This window comes from Exiguobacterium sp. FSL W8-0210 (genome assembly GCF_038006045.1).
In the GTDB taxonomy this organism is placed as follows: domain Bacteria; phylum Bacillota; class Bacilli; order Exiguobacteriales; family Exiguobacteriaceae; genus Exiguobacterium_A.
This window is the reverse complement of the sequence record NZ_JBBOUK010000001.1, coordinates 3,029,464-3,049,766: the sequence shown is the minus strand read 5'-3', so window position 1 is coordinate 3,049,766 and position 20,303 is coordinate 3,029,464. Positions and strand designations below refer to the sequence as shown.

Below are 20,303 nucleotides of genomic sequence, written 5' to 3'. Positions count from 1 at the left end.
TCTTGAGGTAAAAGAAAAGCGGTGCAACCAAAGGGTTACACCGCGCATTGCTCATTCACTTTTTTCTGCTTCGTCTTTCCACTTCGAATCGATTAACATCTCTCCCGGCCATGTATAAGCCATGATGCCGCCATCCGCCGTGATGTCCTCACCTGTGACATACGAGCTGTCGTCAGAAGCAAGGAAGAGGGCGACCGTTGCCATCTCGCGTGGTTTACCGAGTCGACCGAGTGGTGTGATCCAGGCGTTCGCATCGCGGAACTGTTTGCCTTGTTCTTTTTCTTTTTCACCGACGAGTGTATCGATGAGTGGTGTTTCAATCGTTCCTGGCGATAACGAATTGACACGAATGCCATGACGCGCGTAATCGATTGCCATCGCGCGAGTGAAGTTCGCGATCCCGCCTTTCGCCGCGTTATAACCAGACCGGTTCAAGTCAGCTGCGCGACCCGACATCGATGACGTATTGATGATCGAACCACCGTTATCCAGCATGAGTGGAATCAAGAATTTACTGACGAGGAATGTACCGCGTAAATCGACAGCGATGATCCGGTCGAAGAGATCGATTGGATACTCGTGGACTTTCCCACCTTGTTCATCGATTCCGGCATTGTTGAAGAGGACGTCGACCGTACCGTACGTCTCTTTGACATGCTTCGCAAGTTGCTCAACACTCTCGACGTCTGAGACGTCAACATGGACGGCTTCCGCTTTCCCGCCTTGTTGTGTAATCTGTTCTACTGTTTGTTGTGCTTTTTCAAGTGAGACATCGGCACAAACGACCGTTGCTCCTTGTTCTGCGAATACAAGCGCAGTCGCTTGTCCAATCCCTGTTGCCGAGCCGGTAATGACAGCTATTTTTTGATCCAGTCTACCCATTGCTAAACCCCTCCTAAGTCGTATCGTTCACCTTATGAAACATTCCCGGAGAAATGGAGGTTAAACCCATCGACGCGTCTAGTAATAGAAGATAAGGGGTACATCTACAACAGCATAATCGCTGTAAAAAGGGAGATGAGAACGCTGACATCCGATCAATGGCAACTTGCCAAAAAATTATTACAGGAAGCTGTCGAGTATCAAATGACGCTCGAGAAAAGTGCGTTCGCAGATCAACTGATTGATCAAACGACACCTGTCCTTTGGTTTGGTGATGCGACGCGTAGCAGTTGGGTGACGATCGCGACGAACCCATCCCGAACGCAGTTTTTAGACCGGACGGGCGCATTACGATTCGACGAGACCGGTCCGCTCTTTATTCGTCCGAAGTCGATGTCATGGGAGGATTATCTCCAGGAGGAGACGCTGACAGATTCAATCCGGCGCTTCAATGATTATTTCAAACAACCGAACATTTACCGGACATGGTTCGGTCGACCGGGTGGCGGTAAGCTTGAAGGATTCTTGAACGGATTGGGTGCGTCGTTTTACGAAAAGACGCTTGATCCAGTCATTCATTTGGACTTTTTCCCGTTTCCGACACACCACTACATGGGAGCGATCAAAGAACGCAGCGTGTTGGAAGATAGTCCATTCGGTCAGACATTTTTGTTACGCCTGCTTGAACTGTTTTCGATAAAAGGGATCATCCTGCTCGGTAAGGAGCACACGGAACGATTTGCGAAGCTCGAACCAGATATCGATTGGACAACCTATCGACCAACGGATTATCCAGACGCGATTTTTCAAGTTGGCTTCTCGTCACGATTTCAGGTACCCGTCGTCGGACTCCACTTCAAACCGAGTGAGCAGTTCATCGGTCTCGGTAATCGAAAGGATGAAAACGGCGTTAGCCATGGCACCTACGGGTCAGCAGAACACTTACGTCAAATCGGAATGATTGTCCTTGAAAAAGTCACGACACACAGTGAAAAAGGAGATTGACAGATATTTCGAACTCCCTAATAATAGGAGATGAATTAGCACTCTATATGAATGAGTGCTAAAAAAGGGGAGGCAGAATGAGCATGGAAACGAAACAATTTAAGGCGGAATCAAAACGATTGCTGGAGATGATGATTCATTCCATCTATACGCATAAGGAGATTTTCCTGCGCGAATTGATCTCGAATGCAAGTGACGCCATGGATAAGATGTACTACAAAGCATTGACGGACGAGACGATTTCGTTCGAAAAGGAACACTACAAAATTACGATCGAACCAAATAAAGAAGCGCGTCAACTCATCATTCGTGATACGGGAATCGGAATGACGAAGGAAGAACTAGAAGAGAATCTCGGTACGATCGCAAAAAGTGGATCGCTTGCCTTCAAGGCAGAGAATGAAGCACAAGATGGTCATGATATCATCGGACAATTCGGTGTCGGATTCTATTCTGCCTTCATGGTCGCAGACGTCGTCACTGTCGTTACGAAACCGTTCGGCAGTGCAGTCGCTTATAAATGGGAATCGCGTGGTGTCGAAGGTTATACGATCGAGGAAGTCGACAAGGAAACCGTCGGAACGGAGATTACACTCCACATCAAGGCGAACGAGGAAGAAGAATCGTATGACGAATACCTCGAGACGTATCGTTTGCGCAGTATCATCAAAAAATATTCAGATTTCATTCGTTATCCGATCGAGATGAAGGAACTCGAACGTCAGCCGATCGAAGGCAGTGACGAGACGGAAGAGGTCGAAGTCGTCAAGACGATCAACAGCATGGTGCCGATCTGGCGGAAGAACAAACGGGAATTGACAGACGAGGACTATACGAACTTCTACCAAGAGAAGCGTTATGGTTTCGACACACCAGCGAAACACATTCATATCAGTGTCGACGGTGCTGTTCGTTATCAATCGATCTTATTCATTCCAGAGCAGGCACCGTACGATTATTATTCGAAGGAATTTGAAAAGGGTCTTGAACTCTATGCCAACGGTGTCTTGATCATGGAAAAATGCAGCGACTTGTTGCCGGATCACTTCAGTTTCGTCAAAGGGATGGTTGACTCGGAAGACTTATCGCTCAACATCTCGCGCGAGTTACTGCAACACGATCGTCAATTGAAATTGATCGCGAAAAATATCCAAAGTAAGATCAAGACACAACTCGAAGCCCTCCTGCGCGAGGATCGCACGAAGTACGAAACATTCTATCAAGCGTTCGGACGCCAGCTGAAGTTCGGTATGTATAATGATTATGGCATGCATAAAGAACAGGTGCAGGATCTGGTCCTCTTCTACTCGGCGAAGGAAAAGAAGTTGATCACACTCGCAGAATACGTCGCAGCGATGCCGGAAGATCAGGCACATATTTACTACGCCGCTGGTGAGAGTACGAATCGTCTGGATAAATTACCACAATCCGAGCTCGTCCGTGATAAAGGGTATGATATCTTGTACTTCACGGAAGAGATCGATGAGTTCGCGATCCAGATGCTCGTGACGTACAACGAGAAGACGTTCAAGTCGGTCACGAGTAGCGATTTAGGGATTGAAGCGGAGGAAGCGGAGACGACGGACGCACAAGCAGAGATGTTCCAAGCCATGCAGGAAGTGCTAAGTGGGCAAGTCAAGGAAGTCAAAGCCTCAACACGTCTAAAATCGCATCCTGTCTGCTTTGCGACGGACGGCGCTGTCTCGATCGAGATGGAGAAAATTCTGAAGGCGATGCCGAATAATGAAGGGGTAGAAGCGGTCAAGATTCTTGAATTGAATCCGTCACACGCAGTGTTCGAGTCTCTTGAAACGGCGTATCAAAACGATCGTTCAAAATTCGAGCGCTATACAAAACTAATGTATCAACAAGCATTGCTTGTCGAAGGACTCCCACTCGAGGATCCAGTAGCGTTCGCGAATGATGTGTGTTTATTGATGGTGTGAAACGAATAGATATAAAAAAGGCATTGGATGCGCGCATCCAATGCCTTTTTTCGTAAAGTGTTTCATCAATCCGTTTGTAAATCCGAAGCGGTTTCGCCTTTTTTCGAGAGAACGTTCAAGACGACGACAAAGAGTACGAATGTGACAAGAGCTCCGATGAAACCGAAGACCGAAGACTCCGTGAAACCGATGACTAAATAACCGACTGCCGCAGTGACGGCACCGACTAGCGCATACGGTAATTGTGTCGTAACGTGATCGATATGATGGGATCCAGCCCCTGTCGAACTGAGGATCGTCGTATCGGAAATCGGTGAACAATGGTCACCGAAGACAGATCCAGCAAGAACAGCAGCAAGCGTCGGTAACAAGAGTGAAGCATCGACAGCCATGACGAGATCCGCACCGATTGGCAACATGATCCCGAATGTGCCCCAACTTGTTCCTGTCGAGAATGCCATCAAGCCGGCAATCAAGAATAATAAGAACGGCAAGTACGAAGCAGAAATCGAGTTGCTGATGAAGCTTGCGAGATAATCGCCTGTTTTCATATCACCGATAACAGCAATGATCGTCCAAGCAAATAACAGAATCACGACTGCTGGCCACATCGAACGCATACCAGCAACGATGCTTGCACGGTAATCGCGGCCCGGAATTTTCCGTCCGATCAGCATCAGGAAAGCAACGATTAAACTGATGACGACACCTGCGACGAGTGAACGTGTGACGTCTGTTGCCTCAAATGCTCCAATTAAAGTAAACGGGCGATTGTCGGCTGCAAGTGCCTGAGCACCTGTTCCGAGTAACGCACTGATCGTAGCAATGACGAGAACGACGATTGGAACGACGAGATCCCGTACTTTTCCGTTCGTATGTTCGTTGACCTCTTTTGCCATCCCCATCGGTGTTCCTTTTGACGCATCAAAAAGTTCACCTTTCGCGGCACGGTGTTCATGTTGTTTCATCGGTCCGACAGAGACGCCAGAGTAAGCGATGTAAAGTGTTAAAAGTAACGCAAAAATCGCATAGAAGTTCATTGGAACGATCATCATGAAAGCACTAAACGCTGAGTAATCCGTAATCGAGTGCGTCGTTAAGATACCGGCGATGATGGAGATGATGAATGCGCCCCAACTCGAAAGCGGACTGATGACACAAACAGGCGCAGCCGTTGAGTCAATTAAATAGGCAAGCTTCGCACGTGAGACACCACGGCGATCCGTTAACGGACGACTGACGTTGCCGACAGCGAGACTGTTGAAGTAATCATCGATGAAAATCAAGATACCGAGTCCGAAGGCAACTAAGCGTGCACCACGCGCTGTCTTGACGTGAGTAGAAGCCCATTCACCGAAGGCACGAGCGCCACCTGATGTCTGAATGAGCGTGGAAAGGACGCCGAGCAATAACAAGAAGACAAGCAATAAGACGTTCCACTCGTTCAAGGCACCGTCTGCCCAAAAGAGACTGAAGATGTTCTTGCCGAGATAGGTTACCGTATCGATCGGGTTAAAACGGTGGAGTAACAGGGCACCGACGAGAATGCCGACACCTAACGAAAGAACGACCTTTCGCGTAAAGATGGCTAATAAGATAGCTAGTAAAGCAGGTACAAGGGCAATAATGGAATCTGAATAGTTGACCATGAAAAATATCCTCCTCTTTAAAAATGGCTTAAAGATGAGACCCCGCGGCACAAAAAAAGCAAGGGCACCGGCAACAAAGCCGACACCCTCGCTGGATGCGTCTTTCTTAGCCGAATTGGAGCGCTCCATACAACTGTTATGTATGGCAATCGATCGGGTGTTTCCCGAATCGACCAACGACGATATGCTAGACACATACTGTCATTTCGGCGATGTCACCTTTCCTGTAGTCGTCTTCGTTGTCATCCTCGGACCAAGTACTGATTGAAATCGCGCCTCTACCTCATCGATAGAATAGTCATATTCTGTTCTTATGGACACTTTATCATGTATTTCAGAAGCGATTCAACCATATATTCTGATAATTTAAGATAAAGTTGTTTATTCAGCAAAATGTTGAATGAGCTGTTTCATCAAATAGGCTTGGTTTTCCTCGAATTGTTTTTTTCGATGACCGTTCGCGCCAGATGGGTGGGGGAATCCGGAAAGAAGCTGATGCTGTTCGATTCGTCCATCATGAATCAATCCACGGACTTGCGTCTCGACGACCCGACCGAGTGGAATTAATAACGCTGTTTTTTGTAACTGATTGATCTCAGCGACGAAGTGTTCTTCCGCGTAGTGCCTCAATAAAGGGCTACGATTGATCTTCGGTTGATGACCCGAGTAATTTTTTTCGCGATAAAAGACGGGTTGCTTTAACAGTGACGTCGGATGTAACAATTCCTGGTGTTGATGAAATAAGCTAGCCGTCGTCTCGATTCCGAGCAATGCTGGAAGTTCAAGTGTATCGAGCATCTGGACGAGGTTACGTCGCATCGTTCCGGCAAAGCTTGCTGTATATTTGACGAGGCGTGCCGTCTCTTCTAATGAAACACCATGGTGAAGGGCATCTGTCGCTTCTTCGAAAGCGATTCGCATCTGTTCAAAACCTGGTGTGATCCCGATGATGACGACTTTTGCTTCAGTATTGACGTATTCGCCAATCGGAGAGTAATAGACGGTCAGCTCGTTCTCCTGTTGCAATAAAAAATCGTCCGTCCATAATTCATCACGTCGTAACGTACGATCGTCAGGTAAGCTACGAATGGCTTGTTCAAATATAGTTAATGAATTCATGAAGGACCCTCTCTCTCTGTAATGGCACTATGATAACAAATAATACCATTTGTGATAATTCGACCCTTTCACTATTTGTATATAGGTATATAAAAAAGGACTCGATACGAGTCCTTTTCGTGCATCATGCGCGTTCTTTGACCGAAGCGACTTCATATGTCAGAATCTCGCTGCCGAGCATTGGCGATTCTCCTGCCTCACTACTCGCAGGTCGACTATGTGACGCTTTGAAATCGTCACTTTCCCGCCACGCTTGAAAACTCTTCATATCTTCCCAGTACATGTTGACGTTCATTTCATCGTGTTCTTCGATGTTTTGCGTCAATAAGACCTCAACACGGATGAATCCGTCCATCGTATCAAGTCCACTTGGACGCGTAAAACGAGGAGCGAGAGCTGCAGCCATCCCCTTTTTGACTTTAATCCGGTTCGTAACGACGATCATCATAAAATCCCCTTTCAAAAAACGAGTAACGTACTTCTTCAGTATAGTACGATGAGGGAAAGAATACCGGAAAGAAGGAACAAAAGAGATGAATGAACAGGAATATGATCAACGATTACGAATTGAGACCATTGAGATGCAACACCTTTATGGTGTGTTTAGTCACTACAATCGCTATGAACCGACGCCTTATGCGGCACTCGGCGAATTATGCGAAACCTATCCGTTTCAAAAAGAGGATACTGTCATCGATTTCGGGTGTGGGAAAGGGCGTTTAAACTTTTACTTACATGACCGATTCGACTGTTCCGTCATCGGAATCGAGATGAATGGACAATTTTACGAGGACGCACTTCGGAATATGGCGAAATACCAAAGTCGACGGAAGCGGCGTTCCGGAAGTTTGCGATTCGAACAGACGTATGCCGAGCAGTATACCATTCCGGATGAGGCGAATAAGTTTTATTTCTTTAATCCATTCTCTTCACAAATTTTCATGAAAGTGATCGATCACATTTTAAGTTCGGTCGAACGTTCCCCGCGTTCGGTTGATCTCATCTTGTATTACCCGACCGATGAATACCGGGAGTACCTGGAGCGCCATACCGTATTCGAGCAAATCGATGAGATTCGATTACGAGACCTCTATGAAAAAAATCATGACGAGAGGTTCGTCATCTATCGCTTTGATCCGAACAAACTGCTTCAAAACGGGTATGAATACAGTGAGGAAAGAAATAAAAGATAGGGAGGTCGGATGATGATCCGTTTGGAGCATGTGACGAAGGAATTTGCGCCGGGGCGTGGAATATTCGATGTCAGTTTTACAGTTGATCCGGGTACGATATTCGGTTTCATCGGACCAAACGGATCTGGAAAATCAACGACACTCCGACATTTGATGGGACTAATGGTTGCGGACGATGGAAGGGCGACGATCGGTGGTTTTGATTGCTGGAAGCAAAGTAAAGAGGTGAAGCAGTTGGTCGGTTATTTGCCGGGGGAGATTAGTTTACCTGGAGACATGACGGGAGCAGACATGCTGGATTTGATGCAACGACTACACGGTAGCAATCCGGCACGGCGACAACTGTTGTTGAAACGATTTCCTTTTGAGACGAAGACGAAAATCCGCAAGATGTCAAAAGGGATGAAGCAAAAACTGGCACTTGTCGGTTGCTTCATGAAAGATGCACCGGTCTATCTACTTGATGAGCCAACCAGTGGACTTGATCCTTTGATGCAAGAGCGTTTTTTAGAGTGGATCGAACAGGAGAAGCATGCTGGAAAAGCGATTCTGATGAGTTCACACCACTTTCCGGAGATGGAAAAATCGTGCGATCGAGCGGCTTTAATCAAAGCAGGGCGCATCATCGTCGAATCGGATATTCATGAGTTGGTTCGATCGAGTCGAAAGACGTATACGATCGTCTTCCGAACGGAGGTGGAAGCAGCACAGTTCGCGATGCAAGTCGGTGTTGAACCGAAGCGGCTGGAAGTCAGTTTTCAAACGGATGAGACGCTGAGCTTGAATCAGGCGATCGCTTATTTAACCCAGTACGATGTACGGCTGATTCGTCCGTCAGCAGATGATTTAGAACAGGTCTTCTTGCATTATTATGGAGAGGAGGAATCGTCGTGATATTGTTGATCCGCTCTTTATTCAAGCAGGTCAGAAAGCCCATGCTTGCTTATGCGATTGGAACGAGTCTCTACTTATTGATGCTTGCGTTGCTTTATCCATCGATGATGAAGACTGGTTTACTAGAAACAAAACTAGAAGCGTTACCTCCAGAAGTCTTAAAAGCATTTCAATACGATAAGGTGACGGGATTCGATAATGTACTGGATCTGCTCGGAGGGAACTATTATGGATTGATCTTTCAAGTCATTGCGAGTCTATTCTTGCTCTCATTAGCAGCGCGCCTCGTTGCGCGACCGATCGACAACGGAGAGCTGATCGTCTATCTCGCAGCCCCGATCACCCGGAATGCGTATACGTTTGCTGTCGCGATCGTCATGGGTATCGCAAGTATGGTTCTCGTAGGACTGAATGGACTTGTCTTGATGGTATCCGACTGGTGGATGACAGATATTTCGATCAATGACGTCATCTTATGGCGGATTCAGCTCAATGCGCTATTGTTACTCTTGGCGATCGGCGCCTTTACGTTATTCGTTGCGACGTTATTTGACGAAGAACGTCGTGCTTTTTCGCTTGCCGGTAGTGTGCTGGTTCTATCGATCGTCTTGACGATTCTGTCGGAGCTAAGTGACAAGACGGAGTGGCTCCGTTATCTATCCGTCTTCTCCTTATTCAATACGACGCAATTACTAGAAGGAACGAATCATTTTCTTCTTCATTCCATTCTTTTACTTGTCCTCTGTCTCGTGTTCTTGACTGGAGCAGTCGTTCAATTCGGACGTCGGAGTCTGTCGATTTGATCGAAAGTGGCGCAAAAACTTTACAGAAAGTGAACATTTAGGATTTGAACGTTGCGTCACGCGCTGATTTTTACTAAGATAAAGGAATGTTGTAGTTCTGGAAAAAGAAATGAGGTCTTTCGAAATGAATAAACCATCCATTTATGGATTAACGCTTGAGCAGATGACAGAATGGTTATCGAATCAAGGGCACAAACCATTCCGTGCCAAACAAGTATGGGATTGGCTCTACCGTAAACGTGTCACGACTTTCGCGGAAATGACGAATGTCAACAAGGATTGCCTTGAGTTGTTAGATCAGAGTTTTACGATTGACTCGATGACAGAAGCGGTCAAGCAAGAATCAGCAGACGGAACAATCAAGTTCCTTTTCAAATTATATGATGGCAACTTGATTGAAACGGTTCTGATGCGTCATAAGTACGGTCTTTCTGTCTGTGTTACGACACAGGTCGGCTGTAACATCGGCTGTAGCTTCTGTGCAAGTGGTCTGATCAAGAAGAGCCGCGACTTGTCAGCAGGCGAAATCGTTGAGCAAATCATGAACGTCCAACATCACCTCGATGCAGTCGGTAACGAAGAACGTGTCAGCCACGTCGTCGTCATGGGTATCGGTGAACCGTTCGATAACTTCGACAACATGGTTGACTTCTTGAACGTCATCAAGGACCACAATGGTCTTGCGATCGGTGCACGTCACATCACGGTTTCAACAAGTGGTTTGGCAGACAAGATCTACAAGTTCGCTGACTTGAAACTCCAAGTCAACTTAGCCATCTCGCTTCACGCACCAAACAATGAATTGCGTACGCAAATCATGAAAATCAACCGGGCGATCCCGCTTGAGAAATTGATGCCAGCGATCGATTATTACGTTCAAACGACGAACCGTAAAATCACGATCGAGTACATCTTGCTTCGTGGCGTCAACGACCAAAAAGAACACGCAGTCGAACTAGCAAAACTGTTCGAAGACAAACGTCACCTGACGTATGTCAACTTGATTCCGTACAATCCAGTCGATGAGCACGGTCAATATCAGCGCAGTACGTCTGAAGATATCACGACGTTCTACGATACGTTGAAAAAGAACGGCTTGAACTGTGGTGTTCGTCTCGAGCACGGAACAGACATCGATGCGGCATGTGGTCAATTACGTAGTAAGCAAATCAAAAAAGATAAAGTAGCATCCAAATAATTCGTTGGGCTTCTCATCGTTTCGGTGGGAAGCTTTTTTTACGATAAGAAATGAGGACATTCTATGACACGTACACGATTCAATGATTTTAACTTAAGCACACCGATTCTCGATTCGATCGAGCAACTCGGTTACACGACACCAACCGAAGTCCAACAATCGGTCATCCCCGTCGTATTATCCGGAAAAGACGTCATCGTCAAATCACGGACAGGAAGTGGGAAGACGGCTTCCTTCGCAATCCCCCTTTGTGAACTCGTCGAGTGGGAAGAAAACAAACCACAAGTCTTAGTCTTGACGCCAACACGTGAGCTGGCCTTGCAGGTCAAAGAAGACATCATGAACATCGGACGCTATAAGCGGATCAAAGCGACGGCCGTCTTCGGCAAGCAACCGTTCCGTGGACAAGTCACGGAACTCAAACAAAAGACACACGTCGTCGTCGGTACACCGGGACGTGTACGCGATCATATCGAGCGGGGCACGCTATCGCTTGAGAAAATCCGTTACGTCGTTTTAGATGAAGCGGACGAAATGCTGAACATGGGCTTCCTCGATCAAGTCGATGCCATCTTGTCCGAGTTACCGAAGGAGCGGATGACACTGTTGTTCTCTGCGACCTTCCCAGAAGACATCGAACAGTTGAGTGATCGTTACATGGAGGCACCAAAACGAATCGAAGCGGGCGAGACCGTCGTCTCAACGATTACGCATAGTTATATTCCGGTGACGGACAAGACGAAGTTCGCCATTTTAAAAGATGTCCTCGTCGCTGAAAACCCGGATCGTTGCATGATCTTCTGTCGGACGAAAGAACACGTTGATTTCGTCGCGAATGGTCTACGCGCCCATGACTATCCAGTTGAAGCAATTCACGGTGGGATGGAACAAGACGATCGACTCGATGCGATGAAAGCCTTCCGTGCAGGGAAGTTCCGAATTCTTGTCGCAACAGATGTCGCAGCACGCGGCATCGATATCGAGAACATCACGCACGTCATCCAGTATGATCTCCCTGTCGAACGAGAAAGCTACGTTCACCGGACCGGTCGGACGGGGCGGGCAGGAGCAGCCGGACAAGCAATCAGTCTCGTCACACCGGCAGACGAACGTCGCCTAAAGGAAATCGAGCAGTATCACGGGAAACTGACACGTCGCCAAGCACCAACGGAAAAGGACTTGATGCGAACAGCGGATGCATTCGAAGAGAAAATGGCGACGGAAGATACGCGTTCTTCGAAAACGGAACAGCTTGATGCGGACATCATGAAATTGTTCTTTAACGGTGGGAAGAAGAAAAAACTCCGTGCCGTCGACTTCGTTGGAACGATTGCGAAGATTGAAGGCGTCACAGCAGACGACATCGGCATCATCTCGATTCAGGATACGTTGACGTATGTCGATATCCTCAACGGGAAAGGTCCGCTTGTCCTCCGGGCGATGAAGACGACGAAGGTCAAAGGGAAACAATTGAAAGTGTACGAAGCATTCAAGAAATAAGACAAGCCGGTCATTCTCCGCTTAAGCGAAGAGGGACCGGCTGTTTTGCGTCAAGGCATGTCCAAGATGGAGTCCGCTAGCAGCTGCTTGGGCAAGCGAGTGTGTGGCACCGGAACAATCCCCGATCGCATAGACACCGGGACATGTCGTCTCAAACGTCTCTGACGTCTCAAGCATCGGTGCGTAAAACTTGCCATCTAATCCGTAAAGCAACGTATCTCCCGGAAGTTCCACTTCAAGGAGTTGCTCAAGGCGCTCTAAAAACCCTTCTAAGACGAGCAGGTCTTCTGTAGGCACTTCTGCATGCAAATTACCGGGGGACGCGGTTAGGGAAGGGACAATGGTGTTACGACTCAGTTGATCGTTTGCCGTCGCTCGCGATGCTCGGAAATCACTGAGTCGCTGAACGAGGATGCGATCACCACCTTGGTTGATTCCGCCAATGATGCGTGCGGCATACGCATTCGCTTTCGCTAGCGTCGAAAAATAACGCGGGAGAAATAGTGTAAAGTTCAGATTCGTCGAGCCATCTGCCGTCTCGTGGACGTTTTGGCCGTCCGGCATGACGAGTCCTTCTTGATATTTGCGGATGATCCGTCCGCGCGGATTCATGCAATAGGTGACGGCTTGACCGTAAGGCGAGTCGTAACCGAGCTTCGTCTCGAACGTCTCCTGTAACAATGTCCGAAATAGCGCCTCATCCGTCTCGATTCGCACCCCGAGATCAAGTCGAGTCCGCTGTGGGGTGACACCAAGCGTCGCTAACTTTTGCAACGTAAAGTCTGCACCTGAACGACCTGTCGCGAACACAATCCGTTGACTGACGAAGATCTCGTCCGCTGTTTTGATCGTAAACGGCTCTGATTTCGTGATCTGCTCGATTGTCGTTTCGAACCGGGCATCGAGACGTGGTAATAAGGCGTCCTCAAACGCCGTGAAGACAGCAGCTGTCCGTACTGTGCCTAAATGACGGACGGTCGTCTCGACCGAATGTAGACCGGCGCGACGGGCACGAGACGCTACAGTAGAGGAATGCGTCGAGTAGGTCTCAACTGTACCTCCACCATATGTACATAAAAGATCATCGACTTCTTGGAACAGTCGTCGTGTCGTCTCTTCACCGATTTTTGAGACGAGTTCCCCGCCGAATCCTGTCGCATAATTGAACTTTCCTTCTGATTTGCCAAGCCCTGCGAATCCAAGATACGCATCTTCTGTCGTTCGTTCACGGATTGGTTTTCCGGCATCGAGCAGTAAGACGCGTTGCCCGTCTTCAACAAGCTGATGGGCGAGGAAAATTCCTGCCACACCGGCTCCGATAATCGTCACATCATACATTACTGACGCCTCCTTTTCTTTGAGTATATAAAAAAGCCGGATTCCTATGAAAGGAATCCGGACTGAGTGAGATCGCTTATTTCCACTCTGCGATGTCAGCGATTGGTAGACGAACCGATGGGTATCCTGCGTCCACGGCTTTACCGATTGAAAGCAACATGACTGGGAGGTAACGCTCTTTTTCAAGACCGAATGCTTCTGCGATTTGGTCTTTTTCGTAACCACCGATTGGGTTTGTATCGTAACCGTGTGCACGAGCGACGAGCATCAATTGCATTGAAACGAGACCTGAGTCGATCAAGATGCTATCACGTAATGTTTCAACGTCTTCTGGACGGTAGAAACCTTTGATGGCTGGTACTTGGCGATCACGTACTTCTTGTGGCATAAGACCTTTTTCAACAGCCATGTCGTAGATTGTCTCGATGCTGTCGACCGCGTTCATGTCACCGAAGACAGCGATGACAGCAGAAGATGTCTCGACTTGAACTTGGTTGAATTTTGCGAGTGGTGCGAGTGTCGCTTTACCTTCTTCGCTATCGATGACGAGGAAACGCCATGGTTGCATGTTAACTGAAGATGGAGCAAGTGTTGCTTCTTCAAGGATTTGTGTCATTTCTTCTTTTGAAATTTTTACGTTCGTGTCGTAGTTACGAATCGAGCGACGTCCTTTAACGATTTCCATGAAGTCCGTTGTTGTTTGAGTAGTCATAATTATTCAATCTCCCTTGTGTGTTTTCTCTTTTTTATAGTGTGAAAAACTTATTTCCAGTCTGCGATGTCGTTGATCGGTAGGCGAACCGATGGGTATCCTGCGTCAACTGCTTTACCAATCGATAGCAACATGACTGGTACATAGCGCTCTTTTTCAAGACCGAATGCTTCCGCGATTTGATCTTTCTCGTAACCACCGATTGGGTTTGTATCATAACCGTGTGCACGAGCGACGAGCATCAATTGCATCGAGACGAGACCCGAGTCAATCAAGATGCTGTCTTTCAAGTCGTTTGCTGATACGCTGCTGTACATCCCTTGGATCGCTGGTACTTGGCGATCGCGTACTTCTTGTGGCATGAGCCCTTTTGCGACAGCTGTATCGTAGATGTTCTCGAGTTGATCAACAGCGTTCATGTCACCGAAGACGGCGATGACAGCAGAAGATGTTTCGACTTGGACTTGGTTGAATTTCGCGAGTGGTGCAAGTGTCGCTTTGCCTTCTTCGCTATCGATGACGAGGAAACGCCATGGTTGCATGTTGACAGAAGAAGGTGCGAGTGTTGCTTCTTCAAGAATTTGTGTCATTTCTTCTTTTGAGATCTTCACGTCTGTATCGTAGTTACGAATCGAACGGCGTCCTTTGACGATTTCCATGAAGTCTGTTTGAGTTTGCGTTGCCATATTAAAGCGACTCCTCTTTTAATTTAGGTAATGTTTCGGCGTTCGCTTCGATGCGTTGAATCATCTCAGCTAACGTCCGTTGTTCTTCAGCAGAGAATCCTTCGAGTAAGTTCTCGAGGAACTCCTCTTTTTGTTCGCGTAATCGTGCAATGCGCGTCGCCCCTTGTTCCGTTAAGGAAACAAGAATCACCCGATTGTCAGCGGCTGAACGCTCGCGAGCAATCATCCCTGTCGATTCCAGGTGTTTGAGGTGACGGGTCACCGCCGCGTGATCGACATTGACGCGTTTTTGCAATTCTTTTTGACTGATCGTTTGATCGACTTGTAGTTGAGCAAGTAGGTCCATTCGCGTCTGACTGAAACCATCCGTACAGAGATCGAATTTTTGAGCAATCGTCTTATTGACGGAGACGAGTGCATAGATCAAACGTCCTTTTTCGGTGCAGGAAATACTCAATCCATCACATCCTTCCCTTCGTTCGAAGAAACCTTTGACGTATCAAAGATTGATATGTAAACGAATATAACGTGTTTATTTTGATGACGCAACTTATCTGCTTCTGACATAAAAAAAGATATCATTCACGCGGAATGATATCGAGTCAGGCGACTTAGCTAATTTGGCGTTCAGACGCTGGAAGTCCTTTTGCATCAATTGCTGCAATGATCCGGCGGAAATAGAACAACCAAAATTGCAGGAACGGTCCGATCAGGAAAATCGAGAGGATCGTACCGAAGAAAACAGGTCCTCCAAGCAACCAACCGATGCCGCATGCCGTGACTTCCATGATCGTCCGCATCAGACGAATTGACGTTCCGAAGCGCTCTGCAAGTGTCAGCGTCAACCCATCACGTGGACCGGCCCCGTATCCAATAGCGACATACAGACCAGCGCCCATCCCAATGATGAAGATACCGAAAATCAGCCAGAGCGTATTCAACCAGATCGACTCAAAAGAAGGTAAGAGATGAGAACCAAGAACAAGATTCATGAAGACACCGACGAAAATCGCGTTGACGAGCGTTCCGATTTGCGGTGTGACGCGGTCTAACGCGTACTTCACGAAAACGAGTAATAGACCGACAAGCAAGATGATCGTTCCGACGGATAGCGGCGTCTTCTTTTGGAGACCAAGATGTAATACATCCCACGTCGAGACACCGAGTTCAGCCGTGATCATCATCGATGAGCCGAGAGCGAGTAAAAATAAACCGAGTAGGAAGAGTCCCCACTTTAACGTAGCGCGTAATAACCAGGAAGCACGATGACGCGTCATGTCTAACACCTCATTTCTTAAAAATAATTGATTCGTTAACTGTATCATGAGGAAAGTAGAAGAAGAAAGACGAAATTTTCCGTTTTTTCCATCTTAAGAAGGAGGGGAAGGTCGAAAGAGAAACGTATACTGAAGAAAAAAGGAGATGACAGGATGAAAGCGATCCGGCACCTGATTCGTTTTACATACATAGAAGCCATCTGTTGTGTCTTTCCCGTCATGATTTTCGCAGCGCTTGCTCTTTCACGTTATCTTCCTGCTGAACCGATCGCGCGATACGATCTCCTGTTGCTATGGTGTCTTCTCGTCCAAATCGTCTTACTTGTCACGCGTTATGAAACGCTGGAAGAGTTCAAACTGATCTTACTCTTTCACGTGATTGGTCTAGCACTTGAACTGTTCAAGGTGAACGTTGGGTCTTGGAGTTATCCGGAACAGGCTCTAACGAAAGTGGCTGGTGTTCCCTTGTATGCAGGATTCATGTATGCAAGTGTCGCAAGTTATGTCTGTCAAGCGTTCCGAAGATTTCATTTACGCTTCACAGCATTTCCACCGCCTTGGCTTGCGATCAGCGTCGGCAGTCTCGTCTATCTCAACTTCTTCACCCACCATTGGATCTTCGATGCACGCTGGCTATTGATGGTCCTCGTCGTCCTTGTCTTCTATAAGTCATGGGTTCATTTTACGATCGAGCAGACGATCTACCGGATGCCGCTCGTCCTATCCTTTTTACTGATTGCCTTTTTCATTTGGATCGCGGAGAACATCGTGACGTTCTTTAAAGGCTGGGTCTATCCGCATCAGGAAGGAGGCTGGGCAGTCGTTGATCTTGGAAAATTGTCTTCTTGGTTCCTGCTTGTGATCATCACGGTTTTGATCGTCATCGTCGCGAAATACAAGCGTCAGGATCCGGCTGTGGAGATATATCAGCGTACATAGACGAAAAACATGACATTTCGTTTGCGATGAAGCGCTTCGATGTTCAACGTTCGTTCTAACATGTGGACGACAACTTGAGCGTGCTTGGCTCAACCAGCAACGAGACGGGAAATTATTGAAAAAAGAGTGAAACATTAGAAATTTTAAGCCGTAGAGTAAGGTGAGAACTTATTTTTCAAGGAGGACCTTACTCATGTCATCTCAATTAAAGAAAGCAGCGAAGGAGTCGCTCAGCGGTCGTTGGGGATTTGCAGTCCTAGCTTTTCTGCTGTTTAGTATTATTCAGGGTGTTCCTAATTTATTTGGATCGGATATCGATGAGCCGTCTAGTAGTATAGATCTCGTTGTATCATTGGTGTCGATTTTATTGATTCCAGTAGGAGTCGGTTGGACATGGATTGCCATGTCGATTGCTCGTGGCGAAGAAACGAAAGTGACGGATTTGTTTGAGCCATATGGTATGTTCCTGAAAGTGGTGGGGCTGGCCATTGTTCAGTTCATCTTTATCGCGCTCTGGACGTTACTCTTAATCATCCCTGGTATCATCAAGTCATTCTCTTACTTGTTGACGTTCTACATCCTTCGGGATGAACCATCGATCGGTATTCTCGAGGCCATCACACGCTCACGGCAACTCATGGATGGACACAAGATGGAAGCATTCTTGCTCTTCTTATCGTTTATCGGTTGGGCGTTGCTTGTCATTGTTACGCTTGGTCTTGCTGTCCTATGGGTCGGACCATACTTCAGTGTCACGCTTGCCAAATTCTACGATCGTATTCGTGGGGAGCAAGCGCCAGAGCAGACATCAGATTTCGTCGCACCATACTAATTCCGAATCCCGACATCACGTCGGGATTTTTCTTTAGGGATAAATCCGATAGGAAAAGACGGTTTAATGGTTGCTTTAGTTCAATGAATTCTGTACGATGAATGCAATACATCTTATCTAGAGAAGTCGAGGGACTGGCCCGAAGACACTTCAGCAACCCCGCCGCTATGGCGGAAGGTGCTACTTCCAGGAAGGGATACCTTCTGAAGATAAGAGCGGACAGGACAAGATACCGTCGCTCTTTTCGAACTTCGAAAAGAGCGTTTTTTTTATCATAAGGGGGACGATGGAGTGGAGTATGGTTTTTGGTTACCGATTTTTGGGGGATGGCTACGTAACGTCGAGGATGAACAGATGCCAGCAACATTCGATTATGCGAAACAAGTCGCACAAACAGCTGAACGCATCGGCTTCTCGACGACGTTGATTGCGGAATTGAACTTGAACGATATCAAAGGCATCAAGGAACCGAGTCTTGAGGCATGGACAACGGCAGCGGCGATTGCTGCAACAACAGAACGCCTTGAGATCATGACAGCGGTTCGTCCCGGGTTCCATAATCCAGCGACGACGGCGAAGATGGCGGCAAACATCGATCAGTTGAGTGGAGGGCGATTTACGCTCAATGTCGTCTCAGCCTGGTGGGCAGAAGAAGCAAAACAATACAACGGTATTTTTACTGCACATGATGAGCGCTATGCCCGGACGGAAGAGTTCGTCACGGTCATGAAAGGACTATGGGCAGATGCGTCACCGTACAGCTTCTTCGGTCATCACTACACGATCGAACAGGCAGAACTCCATCCGAAACCTGTCCAGCGTCCGGGAATTAAGCTCTACGCTGGTGGAGAAAGTGAAGCCGGAAAACGGACGATCGTCGAACATTGTGATGCCTACGTCATGCATGGAGGCACTGTTGAAGAAGTAGCTCATAAAATCAATGACATGAAAATACGCCGGGAAGCGACGGGACACGCACCGCTTGAGAGCTTCGGTCTTGCTGCCTACATCATTTGTCGGGATACGGAAGAAGAAGCGCTTCTTGAGTGGCAACGCATCACGGACGTCAAGGAAGACAGCGCCGGTTATGCCGGTTATCAAGATTTCATCAGTAAATCGCAACTGGAACAACAGGTCGAGCGAAATGATTATTCCGTTTCGAACCGTGGTCTGCGACCGAACTTGATCGGAACACCAGAACAGATTGCCGAACGGATTCTAGCGTTCGAAGCCGTTGGTGTCACGTTACTCTTGTTACAATTCTCACCACAACTTGAAGAAATGGAACGCTTTGCTTGTGACGTAATGCCACTGGTCGAAGCGAAACGAAAGGTAGGTCAACAATCATGACGAAAATTCATATTCTCCACGAAAACCAAGAATGGACGGATCATCTCATCAAACGTCTCGAAGAACTCAAGTTGCCGTACGAGCAGTGGCACTTAAATGAAGGAATCGTACCGTTAGATGAACTGCCGCCAGAAGGTGTCTTTTACAGTCGTATGAGTGCGTCTTCGCATACGCGGGGGCATCGTTACGCGCCGGAGTTGACGGAAGGGGTCCTCGCTTGGTTAGAAGAGCATGACCGGACCGTCTTTAACGGAACGCGTGCGCTTCGTCTTGAAGTCAGCAAAGTCAATCAATACACGGCGTTGCGGAAGGCTGGGATTCGTGTACCGAAGACGACGGCTGCCGTCGGACGCGATCAAATCGTACAAGCAGCAAAAGAGATCGGTGTTTCGTCATTCATCACGAAACACAACCGTGCAGGGAAAGGTCTCGGCGTCCAGTTATTCCATTCGATTGAAGCACTTGAAGCTTATCTCGACGGTCCGACATTCGACGAACCAGTCGATGGCATCACGTTGATTCAAGAGTATATTCAAGCACCAGAACCGTACATCACACGTTGTGAGTTCGTAGGTGGAAAGTTGGTCTACGCGGTTCGAGTCGATACATCAGAAGGTTTTGAGCTTTGCCCAGCGGATGCATGTGTGATCGACGACTTGTTCTGCCCAGTTGGTGAAGAAGCGCCACAAACACCGATGAAGTTCCAAATCGTTGAAGGCTTCGATGACCCGATCATCCAAAAGTATGAAGCATTCCTCCAAGCGAACCAAATCGCGGTCGCAGGCATCGAGTTCATTAAGGATGCGTCAGGTACGATCTATACGTATGACGTCAATACGAATACGAACTATAATTCGGATGCCGAGGCAGCTGCAGGACGCTACGGCATGCTCGAACTAGCGAAGTTCCTCGGTGCAGCCCTTGAAACAAGCACAGTAAAATAAGAATCTGCTCCCGCCCTGTCACCGGACGTTACAAGA

At 47.6% G+C, this 20,303-nt stretch carries 20 protein-coding genes and 2 riboswitches; of the genes, 11 read left to right on the top strand and 9 right to left on the bottom strand.

Annotation, left to right across the window (positions count from 1 at the left end; all coding sequences use genetic code 11):
* Positions 1-51 precede the first annotated feature (51 nt).
* Positions 52-882: an SDR family oxidoreductase gene (locus tag MKY22_RS15815; RefSeq protein ID WP_056064722.1), complete on the bottom strand. Its 831-nt coding sequence runs from the start codon at positions 880-882 to the stop codon at positions 52-54.
* A gap of 135 nt (positions 883-1,017) precedes the next feature.
* Between MKY22_RS15815 and MKY22_RS15810 the strand changes: the two genes are divergently transcribed.
* Positions 1,018-1,887, top strand: a complete 870-nt coding sequence (locus tag MKY22_RS15810; protein WP_341089929.1) for a hypothetical protein — start codon at positions 1,018-1,020, stop codon at positions 1,885-1,887.
* A gap of 83 nt (positions 1,888-1,970) precedes the next feature.
* Positions 1,971-3,833 carry a molecular chaperone HtpG gene (gene htpG / locus MKY22_RS15805; RefSeq protein WP_133208455.1) on the top strand — a complete coding sequence of 621 codons (1,863 nt, stop codon included), beginning with the start codon at positions 1,971-1,973 and terminating at the stop codon, positions 3,831-3,833.
* Positions 3,834-3,898: 65 nt separating this feature from the next.
* Here htpG and MKY22_RS15800 read toward each other — a convergent pair whose 3' ends face one another.
* From MKY22_RS15800 to MKY22_RS15790, 3 genes are all read right to left on the bottom strand, one after another.
* A complete protein-coding gene (locus MKY22_RS15800; RefSeq protein WP_050678769.1) occupies positions 3,899-5,482 on the bottom strand; it encodes a Na+/H+ antiporter NhaC family protein in 1,584 nt (527 codons plus the stop codon).
* A 110-nt stretch (positions 5,483-5,592) separates the two neighbouring features.
* Positions 5,593-5,771, bottom strand: a riboswitch (Lysine riboswitch).
* A 92-nt stretch (positions 5,772-5,863) separates the two neighbouring features.
* The gene (locus MKY22_RS15795) at positions 5,864-6,601 is read right to left on the bottom strand and encodes a hypothetical protein (RefSeq protein WP_214856578.1); all 738 of its coding nucleotides are present in this window, start codon (positions 6,599-6,601) and stop codon (positions 5,864-5,866) included.
* Between the two features lie 124 nt (positions 6,602-6,725).
* Complete coding sequence (locus tag MKY22_RS15790) at positions 6,726-7,046, bottom strand: heme oxygenase (RefSeq protein WP_023469797.1); 321 nt, start codon at positions 7,044-7,046, stop codon at positions 6,726-6,728.
* Between the two features lie 88 nt (positions 7,047-7,134).
* On the opposite strand from MKY22_RS15790, the gene MKY22_RS15785 reads away from it, so the two are divergent.
* From MKY22_RS15785 to MKY22_RS15765, 5 genes are all read left to right on the top strand, one after another.
* Complete coding sequence (locus MKY22_RS15785) at positions 7,135-7,794, top strand: methyltransferase (protein WP_312068051.1); 660 nt, start codon at positions 7,135-7,137, stop codon at positions 7,792-7,794.
* Between the two features lie 12 nt (positions 7,795-7,806).
* Entirely contained in the window at positions 7,807-8,688 is an 882-nt protein-coding gene (locus MKY22_RS15780) for an ABC transporter ATP-binding protein (RefSeq protein ID WP_290780660.1), read from the top strand.
* Complete coding sequence (locus tag MKY22_RS15775) at positions 8,685-9,491, top strand: ABC transporter permease subunit (protein ID WP_312067366.1); 807 nt, start codon at positions 8,685-8,687, stop codon at positions 9,489-9,491. The genes MKY22_RS15780 and MKY22_RS15775 overlap by 4 nt, the downstream gene beginning before the upstream one ends.
* A gap of 124 nt (positions 9,492-9,615) precedes the next feature.
* On the top strand, positions 9,616-10,689 hold the full coding sequence (gene rlmN / locus MKY22_RS15770) for a 23S rRNA (adenine(2503)-C(2))-methyltransferase RlmN (RefSeq protein ID WP_023469793.1): 1,074 nt from the start codon (positions 9,616-9,618) through the stop codon (positions 10,687-10,689).
* Positions 10,690-10,752: 63 nt separating this feature from the next.
* On the top strand, positions 10,753-12,189 hold the full coding sequence (locus MKY22_RS15765; RefSeq protein ID WP_341089917.1) for a DEAD/DEAH box helicase: 1,437 nt from the start codon (positions 10,753-10,755) through the stop codon (positions 12,187-12,189).
* A 21-nt stretch (positions 12,190-12,210) separates the two neighbouring features.
* Here MKY22_RS15765 and MKY22_RS15760 read toward each other — a convergent pair whose 3' ends face one another.
* From MKY22_RS15760 to MKY22_RS15740, 5 genes are all read right to left on the bottom strand, one after another.
* Positions 12,211-13,527: an NAD(P)/FAD-dependent oxidoreductase gene (locus tag MKY22_RS15760; protein ID WP_341089915.1), complete on the bottom strand. Its 1,317-nt coding sequence runs from the start codon at positions 13,525-13,527 to the stop codon at positions 12,211-12,213.
* Positions 13,528-13,603: 76 nt separating this feature from the next.
* Positions 13,604-14,239: a nitroreductase family protein gene (locus MKY22_RS15755; RefSeq protein ID WP_023469790.1), complete on the bottom strand. Its 636-nt coding sequence runs from the start codon at positions 14,237-14,239 to the stop codon at positions 13,604-13,606.
* Positions 14,240-14,289: 50 nt separating this feature from the next.
* The gene (locus MKY22_RS15750) at positions 14,290-14,925 is read right to left on the bottom strand and encodes a nitroreductase family protein (RefSeq protein WP_029342971.1); all 636 of its coding nucleotides are present in this window, start codon (positions 14,923-14,925) and stop codon (positions 14,290-14,292) included.
* Position 14,926: 1 nt separating this feature from the next.
* Positions 14,927-15,382: a MarR family winged helix-turn-helix transcriptional regulator gene (locus MKY22_RS15745; RefSeq protein ID WP_214856583.1), complete on the bottom strand. Its 456-nt coding sequence runs from the start codon at positions 15,380-15,382 to the stop codon at positions 14,927-14,929.
* Positions 15,383-15,536: 154 nt separating this feature from the next.
* Complete coding sequence (locus MKY22_RS15740; RefSeq protein ID WP_290780672.1) at positions 15,537-16,202, bottom strand: YczE/YyaS/YitT family protein; 666 nt, start codon at positions 16,200-16,202, stop codon at positions 15,537-15,539.
* 153 nt (positions 16,203-16,355) lie between these two features.
* Between MKY22_RS15740 and MKY22_RS15735 the strand changes: the two genes are divergently transcribed.
* The 4 genes from MKY22_RS15735 (at position 16,356) to MKY22_RS15720 (ending at position 20,267) form a co-directional block, all read left to right on the top strand.
* Positions 16,356-17,141: a DUF817 domain-containing protein gene (locus tag MKY22_RS15735; protein WP_341089906.1), complete on the top strand. Its 786-nt coding sequence runs from the start codon at positions 16,356-16,358 to the stop codon at positions 17,139-17,141.
* A 193-nt stretch (positions 17,142-17,334) separates the two neighbouring features.
* Positions 17,335-17,973, top strand: coding sequence for a DUF975 family protein (locus tag MKY22_RS15730; RefSeq protein WP_312067173.1), 639 nt, complete (start codon positions 17,335-17,337; stop codon positions 17,971-17,973).
* 110 nt (positions 17,974-18,083) lie between these two features.
* Positions 18,084-18,189: riboswitch (SAM riboswitch) on the top strand.
* Positions 18,190-18,264: 75 nt separating this feature from the next.
* On the top strand, positions 18,265-19,323 hold the full coding sequence (locus MKY22_RS15725; RefSeq protein ID WP_312067174.1) for an LLM class flavin-dependent oxidoreductase: 1,059 nt from the start codon (positions 18,265-18,267) through the stop codon (positions 19,321-19,323).
* Positions 19,320-20,267 (top strand): ATP-grasp domain-containing protein, encoded by a 948-nt coding sequence (locus tag MKY22_RS15720; protein ID WP_341089900.1) that lies wholly within the window; start codon positions 19,320-19,322, stop codon positions 20,265-20,267. Before MKY22_RS15725 ends, MKY22_RS15720 begins: the two co-directional genes overlap by 4 nt.
* Positions 20,268-20,303 lie beyond the last annotated feature (36 nt).

Coding starts and splice junctions, on each gene's coding strand:
- MKY22_RS15815 (WP_056064722.1), bottom strand. CDS start 882: ATGGGTAGACTGGATCAAAAAATAGCTGTCATTACCGGCTCGGCAACA.
- MKY22_RS15810 (WP_341089929.1), top strand. CDS start 1,018: ATGAGAACGCTGACATCCGATCAATGGCAACTTGCCAAAAAATTATTA.
- htpG (WP_133208455.1), top strand. CDS start 1,971: ATGGAAACGAAACAATTTAAGGCGGAATCAAAACGATTGCTGGAGATG.
- MKY22_RS15800 (WP_050678769.1), bottom strand. CDS start 5,482: ATGGTCAACTATTCAGATTCCATTATTGCCCTTGTACCTGCTTTACTA.
- MKY22_RS15795 (WP_214856578.1), bottom strand. CDS start 6,601: ATGAATTCATTAACTATATTTGAACAAGCCATTCGTAGCTTACCTGAC.
- MKY22_RS15790 (WP_023469797.1), bottom strand. CDS start 7,046: ATGATCGTCGTTACGAACCGGATTAAAGTCAAAAAGGGGATGGCTGCA.
- MKY22_RS15785 (WP_312068051.1), top strand. CDS start 7,135: ATGAATGAACAGGAATATGATCAACGATTACGAATTGAGACCATTGAG.
- MKY22_RS15780 (WP_290780660.1), top strand. CDS start 7,807: ATGATCCGTTTGGAGCATGTGACGAAGGAATTTGCGCCGGGGCGTGGA.
- rlmN (WP_023469793.1), top strand. CDS start 9,616: ATGAATAAACCATCCATTTATGGATTAACGCTTGAGCAGATGACAGAA.
- MKY22_RS15765 (WP_341089917.1), top strand. CDS start 10,753: ATGACACGTACACGATTCAATGATTTTAACTTAAGCACACCGATTCTC.
- MKY22_RS15760 (WP_341089915.1), bottom strand. CDS start 13,527: ATGTATGATGTGACGATTATCGGAGCCGGTGTGGCAGGAATTTTCCTC.
- MKY22_RS15755 (WP_023469790.1), bottom strand. CDS start 14,239: ATGACTACTCAAACAACAACGGACTTCATGGAAATCGTTAAAGGACGT.
- MKY22_RS15750 (WP_029342971.1), bottom strand. CDS start 14,925: ATGGCAACGCAAACTCAAACAGACTTCATGGAAATCGTCAAAGGACGC.
- MKY22_RS15740 (WP_290780672.1), bottom strand. CDS start 16,202: ATGACGCGTCATCGTGCTTCCTGGTTATTACGCGCTACGTTAAAGTGG.
- MKY22_RS15735 (WP_341089906.1), top strand. CDS start 16,356: ATGAAAGCGATCCGGCACCTGATTCGTTTTACATACATAGAAGCCATC.
- MKY22_RS15730 (WP_312067173.1), top strand. CDS start 17,335: ATGTCATCTCAATTAAAGAAAGCAGCGAAGGAGTCGCTCAGCGGTCGT.
- MKY22_RS15720 (WP_341089900.1), top strand. CDS start 19,320: ATGACGAAAATTCATATTCTCCACGAAAACCAAGAATGGACGGATCAT.